We start from the raw sequence: 17,486 nt of genomic DNA, 5'->3' as shown, positions 1-17,486 counted from the left end.
ATGACCAAGAACAACAGGGTGAAGCTAGTAGTCGCATCGGCTGGAGCCCTCTGCCTTGTCGGAGCGGCCAGCGTGGTACTGGTCGGCCTCGACTCCACCGAACGACAGACCGGGTTCTGCGCTGAAATGCCGGACGCGGTGGGATTGTACGAAGGAAATCCCGTGACTCAGATGGGATTCGAAGTCGGCCGCGTAGACCACATCGAGGACAAGGGCGACCACGTAGAAGTGACATTCGCCCTCGGAACCGATCGCTCGTATCCCGCAGACGTCAAAGCCGTCACCCGATCCAAGTCGATTCTTGCCGACCGCAGCCTCGAACTGGTCGGAAACTACGACGGAGGGGGTCCCGAGCTCGTACGCGATAACTGCATTTCGCTCGGGAATTCCTTCACCCCCAAGAGCATCTCCGAAATCGCCGGATCGGCAGCCGATTTCCTCGACGCGATGTCGCCGAATAACGGCGGCCAGGCACTGCAAACCGCGATCGCTGGCTTCGACGACGCGATGAAGAACAACGGCGCCCCGGCCAACGACCTCATGCATCACGCCGCGGCCGCGATGTCGAACCCGGACAAGTTCATGGCCGACATCGCCTCTTCGATCAAGAACATGGGTCCGTTGACCGAAGAAACGCTCCAAAAGTGGGCCGAGATTCGATCGATCCTCGATCAGGCTCCCGAAATTGTCAGTTCGGTTGCATATGACTTGATGCCAGGCGTCGAGAAAGTCTGCTACGGGATCGGCTGGCTGGTCGCCACTCTCTACGACATTCAACAAAGCTACGGCGACACATTGTGGCCGTTCGTACACGGCGGCGTCACCGATGTCATCCACTTGGCGGCAACACGGTCCAAAGACATTCGAGAGCTGTTGACAACCATCCCGGTCATCGCGGCGTTCATGCGGCAGCAAGCAACCCCCACCGGTGAGATCACGATGACGTTCCAGCAACCACAAGTGAATGTCGGCGTACATGGAGTCCCGGACATGCCGCTGTTGAACCTTCTCACTGGAGGAATTCGATGACAACGAAACAGACACTGCGCCTTGGGATCGGAGCAATCGCCCTGTGCTGCAGCGTATTCACGGCATCGGGCTGCGGCATCGGCCCGAAGGATCTGCCCTCGCCCCAAGCCGGCGTCGGAGACGCCTACGAGGTCACGCTCCAGTTCGCGAGCGCCATGAATCTACCCACCGGCGCGTACGTCATGATGAACGGCCTACGGGTAGGCGAAGTCCGCAACGTGGCCGTCGTCGATCAACGGGTCGACGTCACCGTCGGTCTGAAATCCGAAGCGCAAGTGCCCTCCGACGTGCGAGCGGTCATCCGCCAGGACACACTCCTGGGCGATACGTATATCGCCTTCGATCACGACCCGGTGAAGCCCACCAGCACTTTTCTCGCAGCGGGCGATGCCGTACCGGTCGATCGCACGACATCACCGCCCCAACTCGAGGACACGATGGCCGTACTGGCGTACTTCATCAACGGCGGGAGTATCCAGAAATCGGAAGACACGATCGCACGACTCAACAACGTGATGCCGTCCGCAGCGGACGTCAGCAGGCTCGCGAACATCGCCGCAGTCGACCTGAGAGATCTTGCAGGCAACACCACCGAAATCGACCGCACCCTAGCGGGACTCGATGCCACCTCGGTCGCGATCTCGGACAAGAAGTCGATTCTCGACCTGACGATGACGGACGAGGGCTTGAAGTTCTGGAGACTATCGGCCAAATCGATCCTCGCCCACATCAGCATTCTGCTGCCCTCCATCGGCAGCATTTTCGAGGGGGGAATGTGGATGGTGCCGATGCTGGATTCACTGTCAGCAACCGCGACCACAGGACGCAACATCTTCGACGAGGCTCCCACTGCCGCCGAGAAGATCTCGACCTTCATACGCACGACGCTCCTCCCGTTCGCCAAGAACCCGTCGGTCAATATCCGCTCCATCGAAACCCCCGCAGGCGAGCAACTTGCCACCGAGGTGGAGAACCTGTTGCGAATGCTGGGAGCCGTGAGATGAACATCAACCGAACCGCACTGTCCGTTGCCGGCATGGTCACGATCGCCGCAGCATCGTTTGCCTACATGACCCAAATCGGCCTCGAAATCGGCGCCTTGGAAGACACCCGAACCGCCACCATGTCGATACCTGACACGAACGGCCTCCTCGTCGGGTCCAGGGTGCTGTTGCGCGGTATCGCTATCGGACATGTCACCGCAATCGCACCAAAAGTCGATCACATCGACGTCGACTGGGACTACGACACGAACTACGACATCCCGGTCGACAGCCACTATCGCGTCGACAACCTCTCCGCGCTCGGAGAAACCTATCTGGCCGTCTCACCCGCCACCAGCCAAGGGCCATACCTTGCCGACGGGGCGAGCATCGACACTGCAAACATCGTTGTACCAACAACTTTCAAAGAACTCTCCGAACGCCTCACCCGAATGCTCGAACAGGTCGACCCACACCGGGTATCGGACATCTTTCACGAACTCGACGTGGCACTTCCCGACGGTCCGGACGTACTCTCCAACCTGTCTCGTGCAGGCGACCTCCTCGCCGCTGCAGTCGTGGACAACACCACCGAACTCACCAAAATACTCAGCACTGTGCAACCGCTGCTGCTCGACAGCGATTGGCTGTCAACCGACCTCGCCGGCGCCACCCCGAACATGGCCCCGATGGGAACCAACATCACCAAGATGCTCGACGGCATGGCATGGACGGTCAAGAACGGACCCTTGCGTGACGGAATCCGTTACGGCGTAGGCCCGTTCATCGGAGAGCTGCAGAAGTTCCTGGACAACACATCGGCCGACCTGAATACCCTCGGCGTCGACCTGCTACCGCCCGTACGCGCCGGCGCCGCTGCAATGCAGACAGTGAATGTCAGCCAGCTACTCGACAACGCACTGGCAGCAACCGAATCCGGCGATGCGATCACCATTCACGTCCAACCACCAGGAAGGTGAGCGATCTGGAAAAGAAGGTGCAACGACCACCCCCAACATCCCGCAGAAAGAACGAAGACATGAGCAAACAAGCGCTACTCCACGACAACAACACCGATACCGACACCGACAACGACGTCGAAAACGGCACGACCATCGACAAAAACACCCGACGAAGCCGCCCAAATGGCAGCTCCTATGTCAAACTACGCACAGTTCTAACCTCAGCCCTCGCCATCCTCGGCATCGCCGCACTGGCCATCATCGGCTGGCAGTGGCGGACAACCTCGAACGAGCTGGACAGTGTTCGCTCCTCCGCGGCGGACAGCACACACGCAGAACAGGTCGCCCTGGACTATGCAGCGGGCGCCGCCCAGATGGACTTCAAGGACCTCGGCCCCTGGAAGACCCGATTGACCCAAGGAACCACACCCGAGCTGTCCAACCGACTGACGCAGGCCGCCTCGTCGATGGAACAGATCATCACGCCCCTTCAATGGGTGTCGACTGCAAGCCCCATAGCAGCCAAAGTCAGATCAGAATCAAACGGAGCGTACGCCGTAGACTGCTTCGTCAGCGTGCTCACCAAAAGCACCCAAACACCCGACGGTGTCCAGTCCACTGCGACCTACCAACTAACAATCGACAGCGCAAACGGCTGGGCGATTACCGAGATTCGTGGGATCGACTCTGCACTCGGCACCGAAAAGGGAGCCAAGTAGGAAACTGATTACACAGTGCAGTAACCGATTTCGGAGCATGGACACAGTCACGTGAATAAGATCGAGCGCCGAGCGGTTCGGCCCCACACCCTCGACAACGCGACACGAACGCGTATCGACGACCGTCCCAGAAAACCATACCGGGCTCGTCGAACCGCCCTCACTGTCGAACTATCCGACAACGTTGCGACCGTCACATTGATCGGTCCCGGCAAGGGCAACGCGATGGGCCCAGCGTTCTGGGAAGAACTGCCCGAAGTCTTCTCCCAACTCGACGCTGATCACGAAGTTGCGGCGATCGTGCTTGTGGGGTCCGGAAAGCACTTCTCCGTCGGCCTCGATCTCGCAGCGATGAGTCTGTCGGCTCCCGTACTCGCCGACTCGACTTCCGCGGAACGCCGTATGACGCTGCTCAACGAGATTCGTCGGCTGCAAGCAGCGGTGACGTCAGTAGCCGAATGCCGCAAACCGGTGATCGCGGCCGTCCACGGCTGGTGTATCGGCGGCGGCCTCGACCTGATCGCCGCAGTCGACATCCGCTACGCCAGCGCCGACGCCAAATTCAGCCTCCGCGAGGCGAAGGTGGCGATCGTGGCCGACATCGGCTCATTGCAGCGGCTGCCCGCCATAATCGGCGACGGCCATCTACGGGAGCTGGCATTCACTGGCAAAGACATCGACGCGGAGCGGGCCCAGCAGATCGGGCTGGTCAACGCTGTCTTCGACGACGCCGCAACAACTCTGGCCAACGCGCACGAAACCGCTCGCGCGATCGCGGCTAACCCGTCACCGGTAGGACTCAAAGACGTACTCGGACGCGAGCGCGTCGCTGTTATCGCCGACGGATTGAAGTACGTATCGGCGTGGAACGCCGCGTTCCTACCCTCCGAGGACCTCACGGAAGCGATCCGAGGCGTCCTCGAGAAGCGAGCACCGCAATTCAAGGGCAGGTGACTACAAACCAAAACAGATTCATCAAATAGGACTGCGACCGTGCCGCGCATCCCATGCGTTGATCCCGATTCTGTCTCGCCCGGAACGGCTCGTGTTCTCGAAGCCATGCCAGACTCAGGGCGGCGAAACGGGTTGCGCGACAACGGGACGTCCTTGTCGGGGACCGCCGAGGTCGTCGGTGTGGGGTCGTACAGCGCTTTAGCGCTTCGGTACAAAAGGAGAGCCGGCGGAAGCCATTAAAGGCTCGGATCACGAGGCCACCCAGCGCAAGTAGCCAAGTTCCCATAGCGTCGCAAACGACGGGACGAACGACGTCGCCGCGATGCAGGTCGTGATAGCCGCGACCGCCGCGCGTGTCCATCGGAGCGTCGAGTTGCCGTACGCATGGATAGCCGTCTCCCCGCCGTAATCGGCCTCCCTTGCGGTCCGCGGTTCGCAGATCTATGACGGCAACGGGCGGGCTCGAAGGGTCAGCCTTTAGTAGGGAATCAATGTTGTTGTTCAACGTGATTGGCGAATCTCCGCTCCAGCGTCGATGCCACAAACGGGTTTAGGCGGGTCGCCCGCATGAGGACGTTGTGTTGCTCGACCGGCCGCTCCTGGACCTCAGAACTTCCAGCGCCGGTGGCCAGTCAGCCCACCGCGATATAGCCCATACCGGACGGATGAAGCGCCGAGTCGGCTTGCGACATCTCGCCAACCCGGAAGACGGCGACGTACCTCAAATGCGATGCACCATCGGTCGTCAGCCCGACCACGACCGCTGGAGCGAGTCGCACCGTGCGGATCCAATGCAAGATCACGGCTTTCGTCGTACACGCCGCCGTTCCCGGCGAGCCAAGAGATCAAAGAACCAGAGCCTTTCGCACCGGCCGGCGCCAGATCTACTGCGGACCCACTGCGGACCGTGACGCGCAAAGTCGATCCAACTTGAGCTGCACGACCTGTGACCTGCGATTTCATTCTGGTTCGTGGTACCGCGAGCCAGAACTGGGCGGATTTGACGGATTTCGACTCCGTTGGACCGGTGGGTCCCAAAAGCCTCTGAACTGCAGTTTTGTGCCCCCAGTCGGACTCGAACCGACACTGTGCGGATTTTAAGTCCGCTGCCTCTGCCAATTGGGCTATGGGGGCGCAGGCCCCAAACCTTATCGCGACGTTCTTGCGACGCGGAACCGCATTGACCTCCGTTTTCGGACAAATGTGAGAAATGTTGCAAGCGAACACAATTGCGACATAGTCATAAGTCGCGTCTGTTTCCACCCAATCGCTTCGCCGCCCTACTACATGACTTCTGGGCTACGGTGTTGACGATGATCGGACCCATTCAGACGACGGAGTAACAATGACTGAGAGCGGTTCGGTCGGGGGCGCCGGGCTACGGATCTTGATCGAAAACAGCGAGTATTGGCTTCGGAACAACGGTGATCTCGCGATGTTCGAGGTGACGATCAGAAGGTTGCGAGAGCGGTGGCCGAATGCACGGATCGGCGTCCTGACCGACTCTCCATCCCTGGTCCGGGCATATTTCCCCGCAGCCGAGGCAATGACAGTCTGGGACGATGATCCCTGGGACGAACCGACACGGCTCGAAGAATTCGCTGCAAAGGTAGGACCAACGATCGTCGGGCCGATTGCGATCAGCCGGCTACAAACAAAAGGCTGGATTCCCGACCGCGCACGCAGGGCCCGGCGGAAATTGCTGCGCATGGCGGGTGCCCGCGTCTCCGACGACGGAGCACGTCCACCACGTCCGCACACAGGTTCGGCTCGCGCCGCACGCGAGGCATCGTTGGTGCTCGCGCTGGGCGGCGGGTATCTCACGGACTCGGACAAGGGCCAAGCGAACCGCGTGATGAATCTGTTCGAGCAAGCGTTCTCGCGTGATGTGCCGGTCGCGATGGTCGGCCAAGGCCTGGGTCCGATGGAGGACCCGATCTTGCTGGAGAGGCTCGCCGACGTGCTGCCGAAGGTCGAGGTCATCGCCCTCCGGGAGAAGCGGCGCGGACCGGGCCTCCTCGGCACGATCGGGTTTCCAGCCGACCGGGTGCTTGTGACCGGCGACGATGCGATCGAACTGTCTTACGAGGTTCGCCGAGACGACTTCGGGACCGACCTCGGGGTGTGCCTGCGTGTAGCGGAGTACTCACCGGTATCGAAGGCCGCGCAAGAGACTGTCGGCAACGTGGTGCGCAACCTCGCAGCCGAATTCGACGCCGGTCTTGTCCCACTGATCATCGCCGAGTACCGCCGTCAGGACAGGAAGTCGACGCTGCCGCTTGTTCGTGGGGCGGACAAAGTCACAGCGCCGCTCGGCAAGTTCGTCGCGCCGCAAGAGATCGCAAAGCAGGTGTCACAGTGCCGCGTCCTCGTCACGGGCGCCTATCACCTCGCAGTCTTTGCGCTATCGCAGGGCATTCCCGTCATTGCGTTGACCTCGTCGCAGTACTACGACGAGAAGTTTCTCGGGCTGGGCGACATGTTCGGCCTCGGCCTGGAAGTGGTCCACCTCGACGAAGTCGGTCTGTCGAAGCGACTGACCGACGCGGTCCGCGCTGCGTGGGCAAGTGCGTCCGACGTGCGTGAGCCTTTGCGTGCACGAGCACTGGAGCAGATCGAGGCCAGCAAAGCGGGCTTCGCCCGAATCTTCGACATCGTCGAGCGAACGGCCGCCGAGAAAGCCTGACGACGCGAGCTAACTCGCCCGGCGCGCGGATTCCAACGCCCGAACCGAGGCGGCGACCGCCTTGGGGTGGTCGATCTGATCGAGGGCGACGATCTCGCGACGGAAGAAGGCGGCCAACGTCCAGTCGGCGATGATGCGAACCTTGCGGGAGAAGGTCGGCATCTTCGCGACGTGGTAGCCGCGGTGCATCATCCACGCAGGCCAGCCGCGGATCTTCATGCCGTATACGTCGGCGACGCCGCGGTGCAGACCAAGCGAGGCAACCGAACCCGCGTACTTGTGACTGTATTGCTTCAAGTCTTTGCCGCGAACCAATGCAACGACGTTGTCCGCCAACACCTTCGCCTGCCGGACCGCGTGTTGCGCCGACGGGCTGCAGGTGGCGGAGGGGTCGTCGTCGATCTTCGACAGATCAGGAACCGCCGAGATATCGCCGGCACCAAAAGCATTCGTCACGCCCACGACCTCCAGGGTCGCGCTGCAGTGCAGGCGTCCGCGGGAATCGACGGGGAGGTCGGTGTGCGACAGCATCGGATTGGCCTTCACGCCCGCAGTCCAGACGATGGTGTCGGAACCGAACTTCGTGCCGTCCGACAACTCGACGTTGCCGTCTACCAGCGACTCGGCGCGAGTGTTCAGGTGCACTTTGATGCCGCGCTTGGTCAGCCGCTCGATCGTGTAACGGCCCATCTTCGGGCTCACCTCGGGCATGATCCGGTCGGTTGCCTCGACGAGCACCCAGTTCATGTCTGCTGCCGTGATTTTCGGGTAGTAGCGGATCGCGAAGCGAGCCATGTCCTGCAGTTCGGCCAACGCCTCGATGCCCGCATACCCGCCGCCGATCACCACGAAAGTCAGGAGACGCTGACGCAACGCGGCATCGTCGGTGGTCGATGCATGGTCGAGGCGCGACAGCACGTGATCACGCAAGTACGCCGCCTCGGTGACGGTCTTGAACATGATGCCCTGGTCGGCGAGGCCTGGCACGGGCAGCGTGCGGGCCACCGAACCTGCGGTCATGACGAGAATGTCGTAGTCCACCCACAGCGTGGCGCCATCGGGTGTGGTGATCTGAGCCCGCCGCGAGGAGTGCTCGACCTTCGATACATTTCCGGTGATCACAGTGCATTTCCGCAGGACCGTCCGCAACGGAACCACAATGTGGCGTGGGTCGATGGACCCGGCGGAAACCTCGGGAAGGAACGGCAGATAAGTCATGTGCGGCAACGGATCGACGACCGTAATAGTCGCCTCACCTGCGCGAAGCTTCTTCTGCAGCCGAATGGCTGTGGACATGCCGACTGTTCCGCCGCCGACGATCAATATGTGCTTGCTCTTGGTATGCATGCGCCGCCCCTCACGTTGGGATCACCAACTGATAAGTCCACGGTAGGACGCACTATTCCAACAAACACCATGAAATGACTGACATCACACGATCGACAGAGCGATCCCGTCGAGAATGTCGTGCTCACTGACGACGAGTTCCGTAATCCCCGCTCTACGTGCAAGTTCGTCCGCGAGCACTCTGAGAATGACTCCCCCACCACCGATTACATCCACGCGCCCGGGATGGATTACCGGAACTGCCGACCGCTCCGCACGATTCATTCCGACGAGCCGGTCGGACACAGCATGGACCTCGTCCAGCGACAACCGCGACAGGTGAACTTTCGTAGCGTCGTAGGCGGGCAGATCGAGCGAGACAGCGGCAATCGTCGTCATCGTCCCCGCTACACCCACCCAGGTATTCGCATGCTCGACGGGTACGTGAGCAAACGCATCGGCCAAACGTTGCGCGGCGAATTCGCGTGCAGCAGCGACCTCTTCCGCTGTCGGCGGATCTCCATGCAGATGGCGCTCAGTAATGCGCACGCAGCCGATATCAGCGGAAAATGCTGCCTCCACACCGTTTTCGTCACCGAGGACAAGCTCGGTCGAGCCACCGCCCAGGTCGACGACGACGAAAGGTCCATCGGCCGAACTCAATTCGCCGACAGCACCGGTGAACGACAACCGCGCTTCTTCGTCGCCGCTGATGACCTCGGCCTCCGCGCCGGGGATGACGGCGCCGAGTTCGTCGCGAGTCATCGCAAAGAAATCTTCGCGGTTAGAGGCATCGCGTGTAGCCGACGTCGCGACCATCCGGACCGCGGTAACGTCGTTGTCGCGCATCAACTTCGCGTAATCGTGCAGGGCGACGCGCGTGCGCTCGATCGCTTCTGGCACGAACGCACCGGTCGCGTCGACCCCCTGCCCAAGGCGGACGATCCGCATCTCCCGATGCACGTCGGTCAATGTGCCGGACTCGTCCAGGTCCGCGATCAGCAAGCGAATCGAGTTGGTGCCACAGTCGACTGCGGCGACCCTACGAGTGGTCATTACTCCCCTTCGTCGATGCCCGGCCAATCGGCCGGAATGGCTGTGCCGCGCAGACTTCCGCGTCCGGCCAGCGCGACCGACTCGTCGCCGAGCGGGTTGACGCCCGGACCTTTCGCGAGCGAATGCGCCATCAGCACGTGCAAGCATTTGACCCGGCTCGGCATTCCGCCACCGCTGAAATCGGTTCCGAGCGACTCGATCTCGTCACGCTCGGCAAGATAGCTATCGTGTGCGCGTTGGTATGCCGCGGCGAGTTCGGGGTCGGTACCTAGCCGCTCCGTCATCTCACGCATCACACCAGCCGATTCCTGCCGACTCGCCTCGGCGGTGAGCCGCGGATCGGTCAAATAGAACAACGTCGGAAACGGTGTGCCGTCGGGCAACCGCGGCGCTGTCTTCACCACACCGGGCTTACCGTCGGGAGTGCGGTAGGCGATAGCCACAACGCCACGAGGTTCCCGACCTAGTTGTGCTGCAACTACTTCCAGGTCGGCCTGCGACGGACCACCGGTCACCGAACCGGCCCGGGCGCTGGCGGCGGCGGGGTCGCGGGACTCGCAGTCTGCTGTGGCTTCGAGATCTGCTCGAACAAGTTCTTGTACCAAGGGCCTGCGGCAGGCTTCGGCTTTGCGCGCTTGGCTTGCTCGGCTTCGTACGCTCCGGGCAGCTGTACCTGGTACGGCGTATCCCCAGGCATCACGAGCCGCAAGCGGTCGCGCGCTTCCGCCGCGATGTACGCCGGATCGTCTTGTTGCGCCCTCTTCGTGCGCAACTCGTCGAGATCGTGTTCGAGGCGAGTGCGTTCCGCCTCGATCTGCGCGGCCTCGGTCCGTTGCGTGAAGTACGTCCGCAACGGGACCGCAAGGGTCAGCGCCAATGCACACACCACAACCGCCAAGATGACGGCGCGACTGGTCGACAAGCCGAGGATCGTCCGCTCCACCTTGGGCTCGGCCGACCGCCTGCGATGGACGACGCGCGCCGGACGGTCGCGCTCGGATACCTCTGGCGTCGGCTTGCCCTCAGGAGCGCGTTGCGAGCGCTCGCCGTGCCGAACTCGCTCCGAACGCGCGGACCTGCGGGTGCGGGCATCTCGGCCACCAGGACTGGTGCCCGAACGCTTCTTCCCCCGTTGGTCCATGGTCAGCTGGCGCCCTCGAAGTTGAATCGCGGAAACGCGATGTCACCGGCGTAGCCCGCGGCATCGCCGAGCGACTCTTCGATCCGCAGCAGCTGGTTGTACTTGGCGACGCGCTCGCTACGAGCCGGGGCACCCGTCTTGATCTGACCGCTACCGACCGCGACCGCGAGGTCCGCGATCGTCGTGTCTTCGGTCTCGCCGCTGCGGTGGCTCATCATCGTCTTGTAGTCGTTGCGATGCGCCAACTCGACGGCATCCAACGTCTCGGTCAGTGTGCCGATCTGGTTGACCTTCACCAGCAGCGCATTGGCCGCACCCTTGGCGATGCCGAGCTCGAGCCGCTCCGGGTTCGTCACGAACAGGTCGTCGCCGACGATCTGGACCTTGTCACCGATCTGGTCGGTCAGCGCGACCCAGCCGTCCCAGTCGTCTTCTGAGAGCGGGTCTTCGATGGAGACCAGCGGGTAGGAGTCGAGCAGTTCGGCGTAGAACGCACCGAGCTCGGCAGCAGTGCGGACCGAGCCTTCGAACTTGTAACCGGTTCCCTCGGTGTAGAACTCGGTCGCCGCCACATCGAGCGCGAGGGCGACGTCGGCGCCGACCTTGAGCCCGGTCTTCTCGATGGCCGTGCTGATCAGGTCCAGCGCCTCGCGCGTGCCTGCAATGTTCGGAGCGAAGCCGCCCTCGTCACCCAGCCCGGTTGCAAGGCCCTTTTCCTTGAGCACGGACTTGAGCGAGTGATAGACCTCGGCACCCCAGCGCAGCGCTTCCTTGAAGGTCGGCGCGCCGATCGGGGCAACCATGAATTCCTGAACGTCGACACCGGAATCGGCGTGCGCGCCGCCGTTGATGATGTTCATCATCGGCACCGGCAAGACGTGGGCGTTCGGGCCGCCGATGTAGCGGAACAGATCCAGACCCGACGATTCTGCGGCTGCGCGCGCGACGGCGAGCGACGCGCCGAGCATGGCGTTGGCGCCGAGCCGTGACTTGTCGGGAGTGCCGTCGAGGTCCAGCAACGTCTGGTCGACGATGCGCTGCTCGATCGCGTCGAGACCGATGAGCGCGGGACCGATTTCGTCGAGCACGGCGTTGACGGCCTTCTCGACGCCCTTGCCGCCGTAGCGCTTGCCACCGTCGCGCAATTCGACCGCTTCGTGCTCGCCGGTCGAGGCACCGGAAGGAACTGCGGCGCGGGTCAAAGTGCCGTCGTCGAGCGCGACCTCGACCTCGACGGTCGGGTTCCCGCGGGAATCAAGAATCTCGCGAGCGCCGATCTGCTCAATGATTGACACCGAATATCTCCTTCGAATACGCGCACAATGCGGGTCCGAGCCTAGCCTCCGCGCGTCAATTGCTGGCGCGGGCACACCGAAAATTCACGCGACGGTTGTACCGACCGAGTATGCGGAAGCGCGAGCGAGCGCTAGGCGAAGGTACGAGCCTGCCCCGTTGTAGGAGTGAATCGCCTTCTTCCACCCCTCGGCCGTCGTCATGTCACCACTCTTGATGCAGAGATAACGAGCAGCAGTCAGCGCTGCGTCGTCGATGTTGTCCGGATCGATCTTGCCGTCACCGTTTGCGTCGACGCCGTAATCGCGCCAGGTCTCCGGGATGAACTGAAACGGCCCTTTCGCGCGCGGCGGGTCACGCGGCGGCTCGGCAGCAGAAGCGTCGGTGAGGTGATAGTCGTCCGGCAGCGCAGCCCCACGGATCGGCGGGACCGCGTCACCGTTCGGTTCGATATGCGTGCCCGGCGGGAAGGTGCCGTGTTGGCTCTCGATGCTTCCGATCGCAGCGATGGTGGTCCATTTGATCCCGCATTTGGGCCTGGTCTCGGCCATGACCGCTGCGGCATAGCCGTATGCCTCTAGCGCGTAGACGGAGATTTTGACGTAGCTCGCCTGCTTCGCTGCCCAGTCGTGGAGTAGGTCCGCGGTGCGACCGGGGGCATTGATATCGATCGCCGGCAGGGGGATACCTGCGCCGGGTGGCATCGAATCGGGGATGACTGTTCCATCGAAGCTTCGACCGAGCACGAGTCCGGCGGCGAGCATGCCCGCAACACCCAAACCCGCCATCCGATTGAACTTCACCGCCCCATAATCCAGCAACCGAAGCGTGACGCCAAAAGAGCCCCTGTTTCGAGGCTCTCCGGTCGCGCTCGGCTCGCACCAGCTACCAGAGTTCGACAGATGGTCAGATGATCAATTTTCCGATCGGCCACCCAGACGATCGGGCATAATCGTGGCGCGGGGGGTAATCGTTGCCTACCCTCGGTAGCCGAACAATGACTGTCGGGTATGCCGGAATCAACTCCGAGGAAGTTCGTGTGGCCTGTCGACTCTGTAATTCCGAACGTCTGCGAAGTGTCCTCGACCTCGGTGCCACACCGCCTTGCGAAAAGTTCTTGAGCGCGGACGAACTGGATCTTCCGGAGCCAACCTTTCCGCTGCATTTGCGCCTGTGTGAAGACTGCCTCCTCCTGCAGATACCCGCGCTGATCACTCCCGAAGACACTTTTACCGAATACGCGTATTTCTCGTCCTTCTCCGACAGCTGGGTTGCGCACGCGAAGGATTTCGTCGAACAGGCCGCTGATCGGCTCGAGCTCGGACCAGAAAGCTTCGTCGTCGAGGTCGCCAGCAACGACGGATATTTGCTCCAGCACGTCGTGTCGCGGGGCATCCCGTGTCTCGGGATCGAGCCGTCGGTCAATGTCGGGCAAGCCGCCCGTGAGCGCGGCGTGCCGACGGAAACCGCCTTCCTCGACGAGACCCTTGGTGCGAAAGTGACCGCCGAGCACGGCCCGGCCGACCTAGTCGTCGCGAACAACGTGTACGCCCACATTCCCGATCTGCTCGGGTTCACGCGCTCGCTGCGCGCGTTGCTGGCCGACGACGGATGGCTCAGCATCGAGGTGCATCACGCGCAGAATCTGGTCGAACTCGCACAGTTCGACACGATCTATCACGAGCATTTCCAGTACTACACCGTGCTTTCGGCGAGTCGCGCGCTCGCCACAGCGGGACTGAAGGTCGTAGACGTCGAGTTGATTCCGACCCACGGCGGTTCGATCCGCGTCTGGGCGCGGCCCGAACTCGTTGCAGGCGAACCGACATCGCGCGTCCACGAAATACTTGCGATCGAGGAAGCCGCTGGGCTGCACAACGTCGACGGGTATCTGGAGCTGGCGCCGCGCACCCAGAAGGTCCGGCAGGATCTCCTGCGGTTCCTGCTCGACTGCGCAGCCGCAGGCAAGCGCGTCGTCGGCTATGGCGCACCAGGCAAAGGCAACACACTGCTGAACTACTGCGGCATCCGGACCGACCTGCTCGAGTACACCGTCGACCGCAACCCGTACAAACATGGCAGGTTCACTCCGGGGACGCGCATTCCGATTTTCCCGGCCGAACAGATCGACAAGGACCGACCGGACGTCGTCCTGGTGCTCCCGTGGAACCTCGAGACCGAGCTCAACGCTCAGCTTCGCCACATCGACGAGTGGGGCGGCGAACTCGTCTACCCGCTCCCCCACCTCCACAGCGCGGACTTGAAAGGCGGACTCGAGGGATGAAGGTAGTTCTGTTCTGCGGTGGCTACGGCATGCGGATGCGCAACGGTTCCGACGACGCGATTCCGAAGCCGATGCAGATGGTCGGTCCGCGGCCCCTCATTTGGCACGTCATGCGCTACTACGCTCACTACGGCCACAAGGACTTCATTCTCTGCTTGGGCTACGGCGCTTCGCATATCAAGGATTTCTTCCTGAACTACGAGGAAGCGGAATCGAACGATTTCGTGATGCGCGGCGACAAAATCGAACTCCTGCAAACCGATATCTCCGACTGGTCGATTTCGTTCGTCGATACGGGCGTCGAATCGGCAATCGGCGAACGGCTACGTCGTGTGCGCGACCACCTCGACGGGGATGAATATTTCCTCGCCAACTATGCCGACGTCCTGACCGACGCCCCGATGGACGAGGTGGTCGAGAAGTTCCACGCGTCGGGTGCTGCCGCCTCGATGATGATCGTGCCGCCACAGTCGTCTTTTCATTGCGTCGATATCGCAGAATCGGGAGCGGTCACGCAGATCACGCCAGTCAGTCGTTTGCCGATCTGGGAGAACGGTGGCTTCTTCGTACTGAGCCAGGAAGTATTCGATTTGCTCCCGCCCGGCGGCGATCTGGTCGAAGACGCTTGTGGTGCTCTGGCGAAACAGGGTCGGCTTTTCGGCTACAAACATGCCGGATTCTGGAAGCCCGCTGACACCTTCAAGGAACGGGCCGAACTCGACGCCAGCTACTACAAGGGCATTCGCCCGTGGATGGTCTGGGAGCACGGCGACAAGGGCGCAGAAACCGGATGATCGGTCTCGGCACCGGGCCGATCCGTGAGATCGCGGTCCTGGGCGCACACTGCGACGACATTGCGATCGGAATGGGTGGAACGCTCCTCACGATGGCACGGAGCAACCCTGGCCTGCGCGTGCGCGCCCTGGTGCTCTCCGGCGGCGGAACTCCCAGGGAGTCGGAGGAGCGAGCCGCACTCGCAGCATTCTGCCCAGGGTGCGATTTGCATGTGACGATTCTGGACTTCCCGGATGGCCGCGCCCCTGCCCACTGGAACGCCGTGAAAGATGCGTTGGCACAATTCAGCCGCGAGTCCGCACCCGATGTCGTCTTCGGACCGCAACGCGAAGATATGCACCAGGATCACCGCTTGCTCGCAAAACTGATTCCCACCGAATTTCGTGACCACCTCGTCCTCGGCTACGAAATTCTGAAATGGGAAACGGACACGCCGCGACCGACGATGTTCCAGCGGATCGAAAGCGCAGTGGCGAGGGAGAAGTCGGATTTACTGCATCGCCACTACCCCTCACAGGTGAAGCACGACTGGTTCGACGAGGAATCGTTCTTGGGCCTGTCACGCTTGCGAGGAGTGCAATGCCGAAGCACCCATGCAGAGGCGTTCGTCCTCGAAAAAGCCATTCTCAATATCGGAACGAAGTGAACGGAGAGCTCTGACATGCGCGTTTTGGTCACCGGCCACCAGGGCTACCTCGGCACCGTCATGGTGCCGATACTTCAGGCCGAGGGCCACGACGTCGTCGGGCTCGATTCCGGATTGTTCGCCGATTGCGTGCTCGGGCCGGTACCCGACGATCCGCCCACGTTGGGCGCCACTGCCGACCGGCCGTTCGGAACAGACCTGCGCGATGTCACCGTCGACCAGCTCGCGGGCCTGGATGCGGTGATCCACCTGGCCGCCCTGTCCAATGATCCGTTGGGCGCGTTGGCACCCGAGATCACGTACGACATCAACCACCATGCCTCGGTACGCCTGGCTCGCCTGGCGAAGGAAGCGGGCGTCGCGCGCTTCTTGTATGCCTCCACCTGCTCGGTCTACGGCTCTGCCGGTGAAGATCTGGTCACCGAGAGTGCACCACTGCGGCCGTTGACGCCGTATGCGGAGAGCAAGGTACGGGTTGAAGACGACACCGCCGCGATGGCCGACTCGAGCTTCACGCCGGTATTTCTGCGCAACGCAACAGCTTTCGGCTTCTCTCCGCGGCTGCGGGCCGACATTGTGCTGAACAACCTGGTGGGTCATGCGGTCCTCACCGGCGACGTCCGGGTTCTCTCCGACGGCACGCCCTGGCGACCGCTGGTGCACGCACAAGACATTGCGCGGGCGTTCGCGATCTGCCTGACCGCTCCGGTCGAGAAGATCAACTGTGCAGCGTTCAACGTCGGCACCGAAAAGAACAATCTCACAGTCGCCGACATCGCCCACGCTGTCGTGGATGCAGTTCCCGACTCGAAGCTGCTCATCACCGGCGAGAGCGGTCCGGACCCTCGCTCCTACCGCGTGGACTTCTCGGCCATGCGCAATGCCCTCGGCTTCGAAGCGCAGTGGTCCATTCCGGACGGCGCTGTCGAGCTGTACAAGGCCTACACAGCGAATGGACTCACGAGTGACGACTTCTTCGCTCGTTTCACTCGGCTTGCGCACCTCGAAAAGCTGCGTAGCGCAGACGTTCTCGACGACACGATGCGGCGGGTCTAGAGCGACTCGAGCAAATGCTTCCAACTCGCTGCCGCCGCGTCACGCGCCGAGACCGCAGTGACGGGCTCCGGCCATGCGATCGCCAAATCAGCATCGTCGAAGGCGACGCCGATGTCTTCCGAGGGATCGTGTGGTCGGTCGATTCGGTAGCAGACGTCAGCCGTATCGGTCAGCGCCTGAAATCCGTGCAAGAAACCAGGAGGGACGTACAAGTGCCGAAACTCTTTGTCGTCCAATCGAAACGCCTGCTTCTGACCGAAGGTCGGCGATTGCCTGCGGATATCGACCAATACGTCGAAAACCGCGCCGTTCGGGCAGCGGACGAGTTTCGCCTCGCCGCGCCCGGACCGGCCATGCATACCCCGGACGACGCCGCGGGCAGAACGCGACTGCGAATCCTGCAAAAACGATGCGGCACTGCCTTTTCTCCCGATGGCGTCTTCGAAGATGTCGACGTCGAACGTTCTGGTGAAGAAACCGCGTTCGTCGTGAAATGGGCTCGGTACGAAGACGAGCACATCAGCCAGCTCAGCAGTTTCAACGCGCACGAAGCGAT

The 17,486-nt window shown here is 62.1% G+C and carries 18 protein-coding genes and 1 tRNA gene; 10 read left to right on the top strand and 9 right to left on the bottom strand.

Annotated features, from left to right (window positions below; translation table 11 throughout):
- The 5 genes from FGL95_RS16840 to FGL95_RS16820 all read left to right on the top strand — a co-directional run bounded on the left by FGL95_RS16840 (position 1) and on the right by FGL95_RS16820 (position 4,647).
- Entirely contained in the window at positions 1–1,029 is a 1,029-nt protein-coding gene (locus tag FGL95_RS16840) for an MlaD family protein (RefSeq protein ID WP_169588833.1), read from the top strand.
- Positions 1,026–2,033: an MlaD family protein gene (locus FGL95_RS16835; RefSeq protein WP_169588831.1), complete on the top strand. Its 1,008-nt coding sequence runs from the start codon at positions 1,026–1,028 to the stop codon at positions 2,031–2,033. Before FGL95_RS16840 ends, FGL95_RS16835 begins: the two co-directional genes overlap by 4 nt.
- Positions 2,030–2,992, top strand: coding sequence for an MlaD family protein (locus tag FGL95_RS16830; protein ID WP_169588829.1), 963 nt, complete (start codon positions 2,030–2,032; stop codon positions 2,990–2,992). Before FGL95_RS16835 ends, FGL95_RS16830 begins: the two co-directional genes overlap by 4 nt.
- Positions 2,993–3,051: 59 nt before the next feature.
- On the top strand, positions 3,052–3,693 hold the full coding sequence (locus tag FGL95_RS16825) for a hypothetical protein (protein ID WP_206071949.1): 642 nt from the start codon (positions 3,052–3,054) through the stop codon (positions 3,691–3,693).
- Between the two features lie 114 nt (positions 3,694–3,807).
- A complete protein-coding gene (locus tag FGL95_RS16820; protein ID WP_169589121.1) occupies positions 3,808–4,647 on the top strand; it encodes a crotonase/enoyl-CoA hydratase family protein in 840 nt (279 codons plus the stop codon).
- A gap of 632 nt (positions 4,648–5,279) precedes the next feature.
- Here the strand turns inward: FGL95_RS16820 and FGL95_RS16815 are convergent.
- A complete protein-coding gene (locus FGL95_RS16815; protein ID WP_169588827.1) occupies positions 5,280–5,450 on the bottom strand; it encodes a hypothetical protein in 171 nt (56 codons plus the stop codon).
- Between the two features lie 257 nt (positions 5,451–5,707).
- Positions 5,708–5,781, bottom strand: a tRNA-Leu gene (locus FGL95_RS16810).
- 211 nt (positions 5,782–5,992) lie between these two features.
- Between FGL95_RS16810 and FGL95_RS16805 the strand changes: the two genes are divergently transcribed.
- Positions 5,993–7,333 carry a polysaccharide pyruvyl transferase family protein gene (locus tag FGL95_RS16805; protein ID WP_169588825.1) on the top strand — a complete coding sequence of 447 codons (1,341 nt, stop codon included), beginning with the start codon at positions 5,993–5,995 and terminating at the stop codon, positions 7,331–7,333.
- 9 nt (positions 7,334–7,342) lie between these two features.
- On the opposite strand, the gene FGL95_RS16800 is transcribed toward FGL95_RS16805, so the two are convergent.
- The 6 genes from FGL95_RS16800 to FGL95_RS16775 all read right to left on the bottom strand — a co-directional run bounded on the left by FGL95_RS16800 (position 7,343) and on the right by FGL95_RS16775 (position 12,952).
- The gene (locus FGL95_RS16800) at positions 7,343–8,680 is read right to left on the bottom strand and encodes an NAD(P)/FAD-dependent oxidoreductase (RefSeq protein WP_169588823.1); all 1,338 of its coding nucleotides are present in this window, start codon (positions 8,678–8,680) and stop codon (positions 7,343–7,345) included.
- A gap of 84 nt (positions 8,681–8,764) precedes the next feature.
- Entirely contained in the window at positions 8,765–9,715 is a 951-nt protein-coding gene (locus FGL95_RS16795) for a Ppx/GppA phosphatase family protein (protein ID WP_169588821.1), read from the bottom strand.
- The gene (locus tag FGL95_RS16790; protein ID WP_169588819.1) at positions 9,715–10,230 is read right to left on the bottom strand and encodes a DUF501 domain-containing protein; all 516 of its coding nucleotides are present in this window, start codon (positions 10,228–10,230) and stop codon (positions 9,715–9,717) included. Before FGL95_RS16790 ends, FGL95_RS16795 begins: the two co-directional genes overlap by 1 nt.
- On the bottom strand, positions 10,227–10,856 hold the full coding sequence (locus tag FGL95_RS16785; protein ID WP_169588817.1) for an FtsB family cell division protein: 630 nt from the start codon (positions 10,854–10,856) through the stop codon (positions 10,227–10,229). Before FGL95_RS16785 ends, FGL95_RS16790 begins: the two co-directional genes overlap by 4 nt.
- A gap of 2 nt (positions 10,857–10,858) precedes the next feature.
- On the bottom strand, positions 10,859–12,151 hold the full coding sequence (gene eno, locus FGL95_RS16780) for a phosphopyruvate hydratase (RefSeq protein WP_169588815.1): 1,293 nt from the start codon (positions 12,149–12,151) through the stop codon (positions 10,859–10,861).
- 84 nt (positions 12,152–12,235) lie between these two features.
- Positions 12,236–12,952: a lytic transglycosylase domain-containing protein gene (locus FGL95_RS16775; RefSeq protein ID WP_338079892.1), complete on the bottom strand. Its 717-nt coding sequence runs from the start codon at positions 12,950–12,952 to the stop codon at positions 12,236–12,238.
- Positions 12,953–13,188: 236 nt separating this feature from the next.
- Between FGL95_RS16775 and FGL95_RS16770 the strand changes: the two genes are divergently transcribed.
- Genes FGL95_RS16770 through FGL95_RS16755 form a run of 4 tightly spaced genes read left to right on the top strand, consistent with a single transcriptional unit; the run spans position 13,189 to position 16,930 of the window.
- Positions 13,189–14,433: a methyltransferase domain-containing protein gene (locus FGL95_RS16770; RefSeq protein WP_169589119.1), complete on the top strand. Its 1,245-nt coding sequence runs from the start codon at positions 13,189–13,191 to the stop codon at positions 14,431–14,433.
- A complete protein-coding gene (locus FGL95_RS16765; protein WP_169588812.1) occupies positions 14,430–15,227 on the top strand; it encodes a sugar phosphate nucleotidyltransferase in 798 nt (265 codons plus the stop codon). Before FGL95_RS16770 ends, FGL95_RS16765 begins: the two co-directional genes overlap by 4 nt.
- Positions 15,224–15,874 carry a PIG-L deacetylase family protein gene (locus tag FGL95_RS16760; RefSeq protein ID WP_169588810.1) on the top strand — a complete coding sequence of 217 codons (651 nt, stop codon included), beginning with the start codon at positions 15,224–15,226 and terminating at the stop codon, positions 15,872–15,874. Before FGL95_RS16765 ends, FGL95_RS16760 begins: the two co-directional genes overlap by 4 nt.
- A 15-nt stretch (positions 15,875–15,889) precedes the next feature.
- Positions 15,890–16,930 carry an NAD-dependent epimerase/dehydratase family protein gene (locus FGL95_RS16755; RefSeq protein ID WP_169588808.1) on the top strand — a complete coding sequence of 347 codons (1,041 nt, stop codon included), beginning with the start codon at positions 15,890–15,892 and terminating at the stop codon, positions 16,928–16,930.
- Here FGL95_RS16755 and rfbC read toward each other — a convergent pair.
- Positions 16,927–17,478, bottom strand: a complete 552-nt coding sequence (gene rfbC / locus FGL95_RS16750; protein ID WP_169588806.1) for a dTDP-4-dehydrorhamnose 3,5-epimerase — start codon at positions 17,476–17,478, stop codon at positions 16,927–16,929. The two genes, FGL95_RS16755 and rfbC, sit on opposite strands and share 4 nt — an antisense overlap.
- Between the last annotated feature and the right edge of the window lie 8 nt (positions 17,479–17,486).

It is taken from the genome of Antrihabitans stalactiti (genome assembly GCF_012932915.1).
Lineage (GTDB): Bacteria > Actinomycetota > Actinomycetes > Mycobacteriales > Mycobacteriaceae > Antrihabitans > Antrihabitans stalactiti.
This window is presented reverse-complemented; position numbering and strand designations above follow the sequence as displayed.

Bases quoted from the DNA above. Each gene is read 5' to 3' on its own strand.
- FGL95_RS16840 (WP_169588833.1), top strand. From the start codon at position 1: ATGACCAAGAACAACAGGGTGAAGCTAGTAGTCGCATCGGCTGGAGCC.
- FGL95_RS16835 (WP_169588831.1), top strand. From the start codon at position 1,026: ATGACAACGAAACAGACACTGCGCCTTGGGATCGGAGCAATCGCCCTG.
- FGL95_RS16830 (WP_169588829.1), top strand. From the start codon at position 2,030: ATGAACATCAACCGAACCGCACTGTCCGTTGCCGGCATGGTCACGATC.
- FGL95_RS16825 (WP_206071949.1), top strand. From the start codon at position 3,052: ATGAGCAAACAAGCGCTACTCCACGACAACAACACCGATACCGACACC.
- FGL95_RS16805 (WP_169588825.1), top strand. From the start codon at position 5,993: ATGACTGAGAGCGGTTCGGTCGGGGGCGCCGGGCTACGGATCTTGATC.
- FGL95_RS16800 (WP_169588823.1), bottom strand. From the start codon at position 8,680: ATGCATACCAAGAGCAAGCACATATTGATCGTCGGCGGCGGAACAGTC.
- FGL95_RS16795 (WP_169588821.1), bottom strand. From the start codon at position 9,715: ATGACCACTCGTAGGGTCGCCGCAGTCGACTGTGGCACCAACTCGATT.
- FGL95_RS16785 (WP_169588817.1), bottom strand. From the start codon at position 10,856: ATGGACCAACGGGGGAAGAAGCGTTCGGGCACCAGTCCTGGTGGCCGA.
- FGL95_RS16765 (WP_169588812.1), top strand. From the start codon at position 14,430: ATGAAGGTAGTTCTGTTCTGCGGTGGCTACGGCATGCGGATGCGCAAC.
- FGL95_RS16760 (WP_169588810.1), top strand. From the start codon at position 15,224: ATGATCGGTCTCGGCACCGGGCCGATCCGTGAGATCGCGGTCCTGGGC.
- FGL95_RS16755 (WP_169588808.1), top strand. From the start codon at position 15,890: ATGCGCGTTTTGGTCACCGGCCACCAGGGCTACCTCGGCACCGTCATG.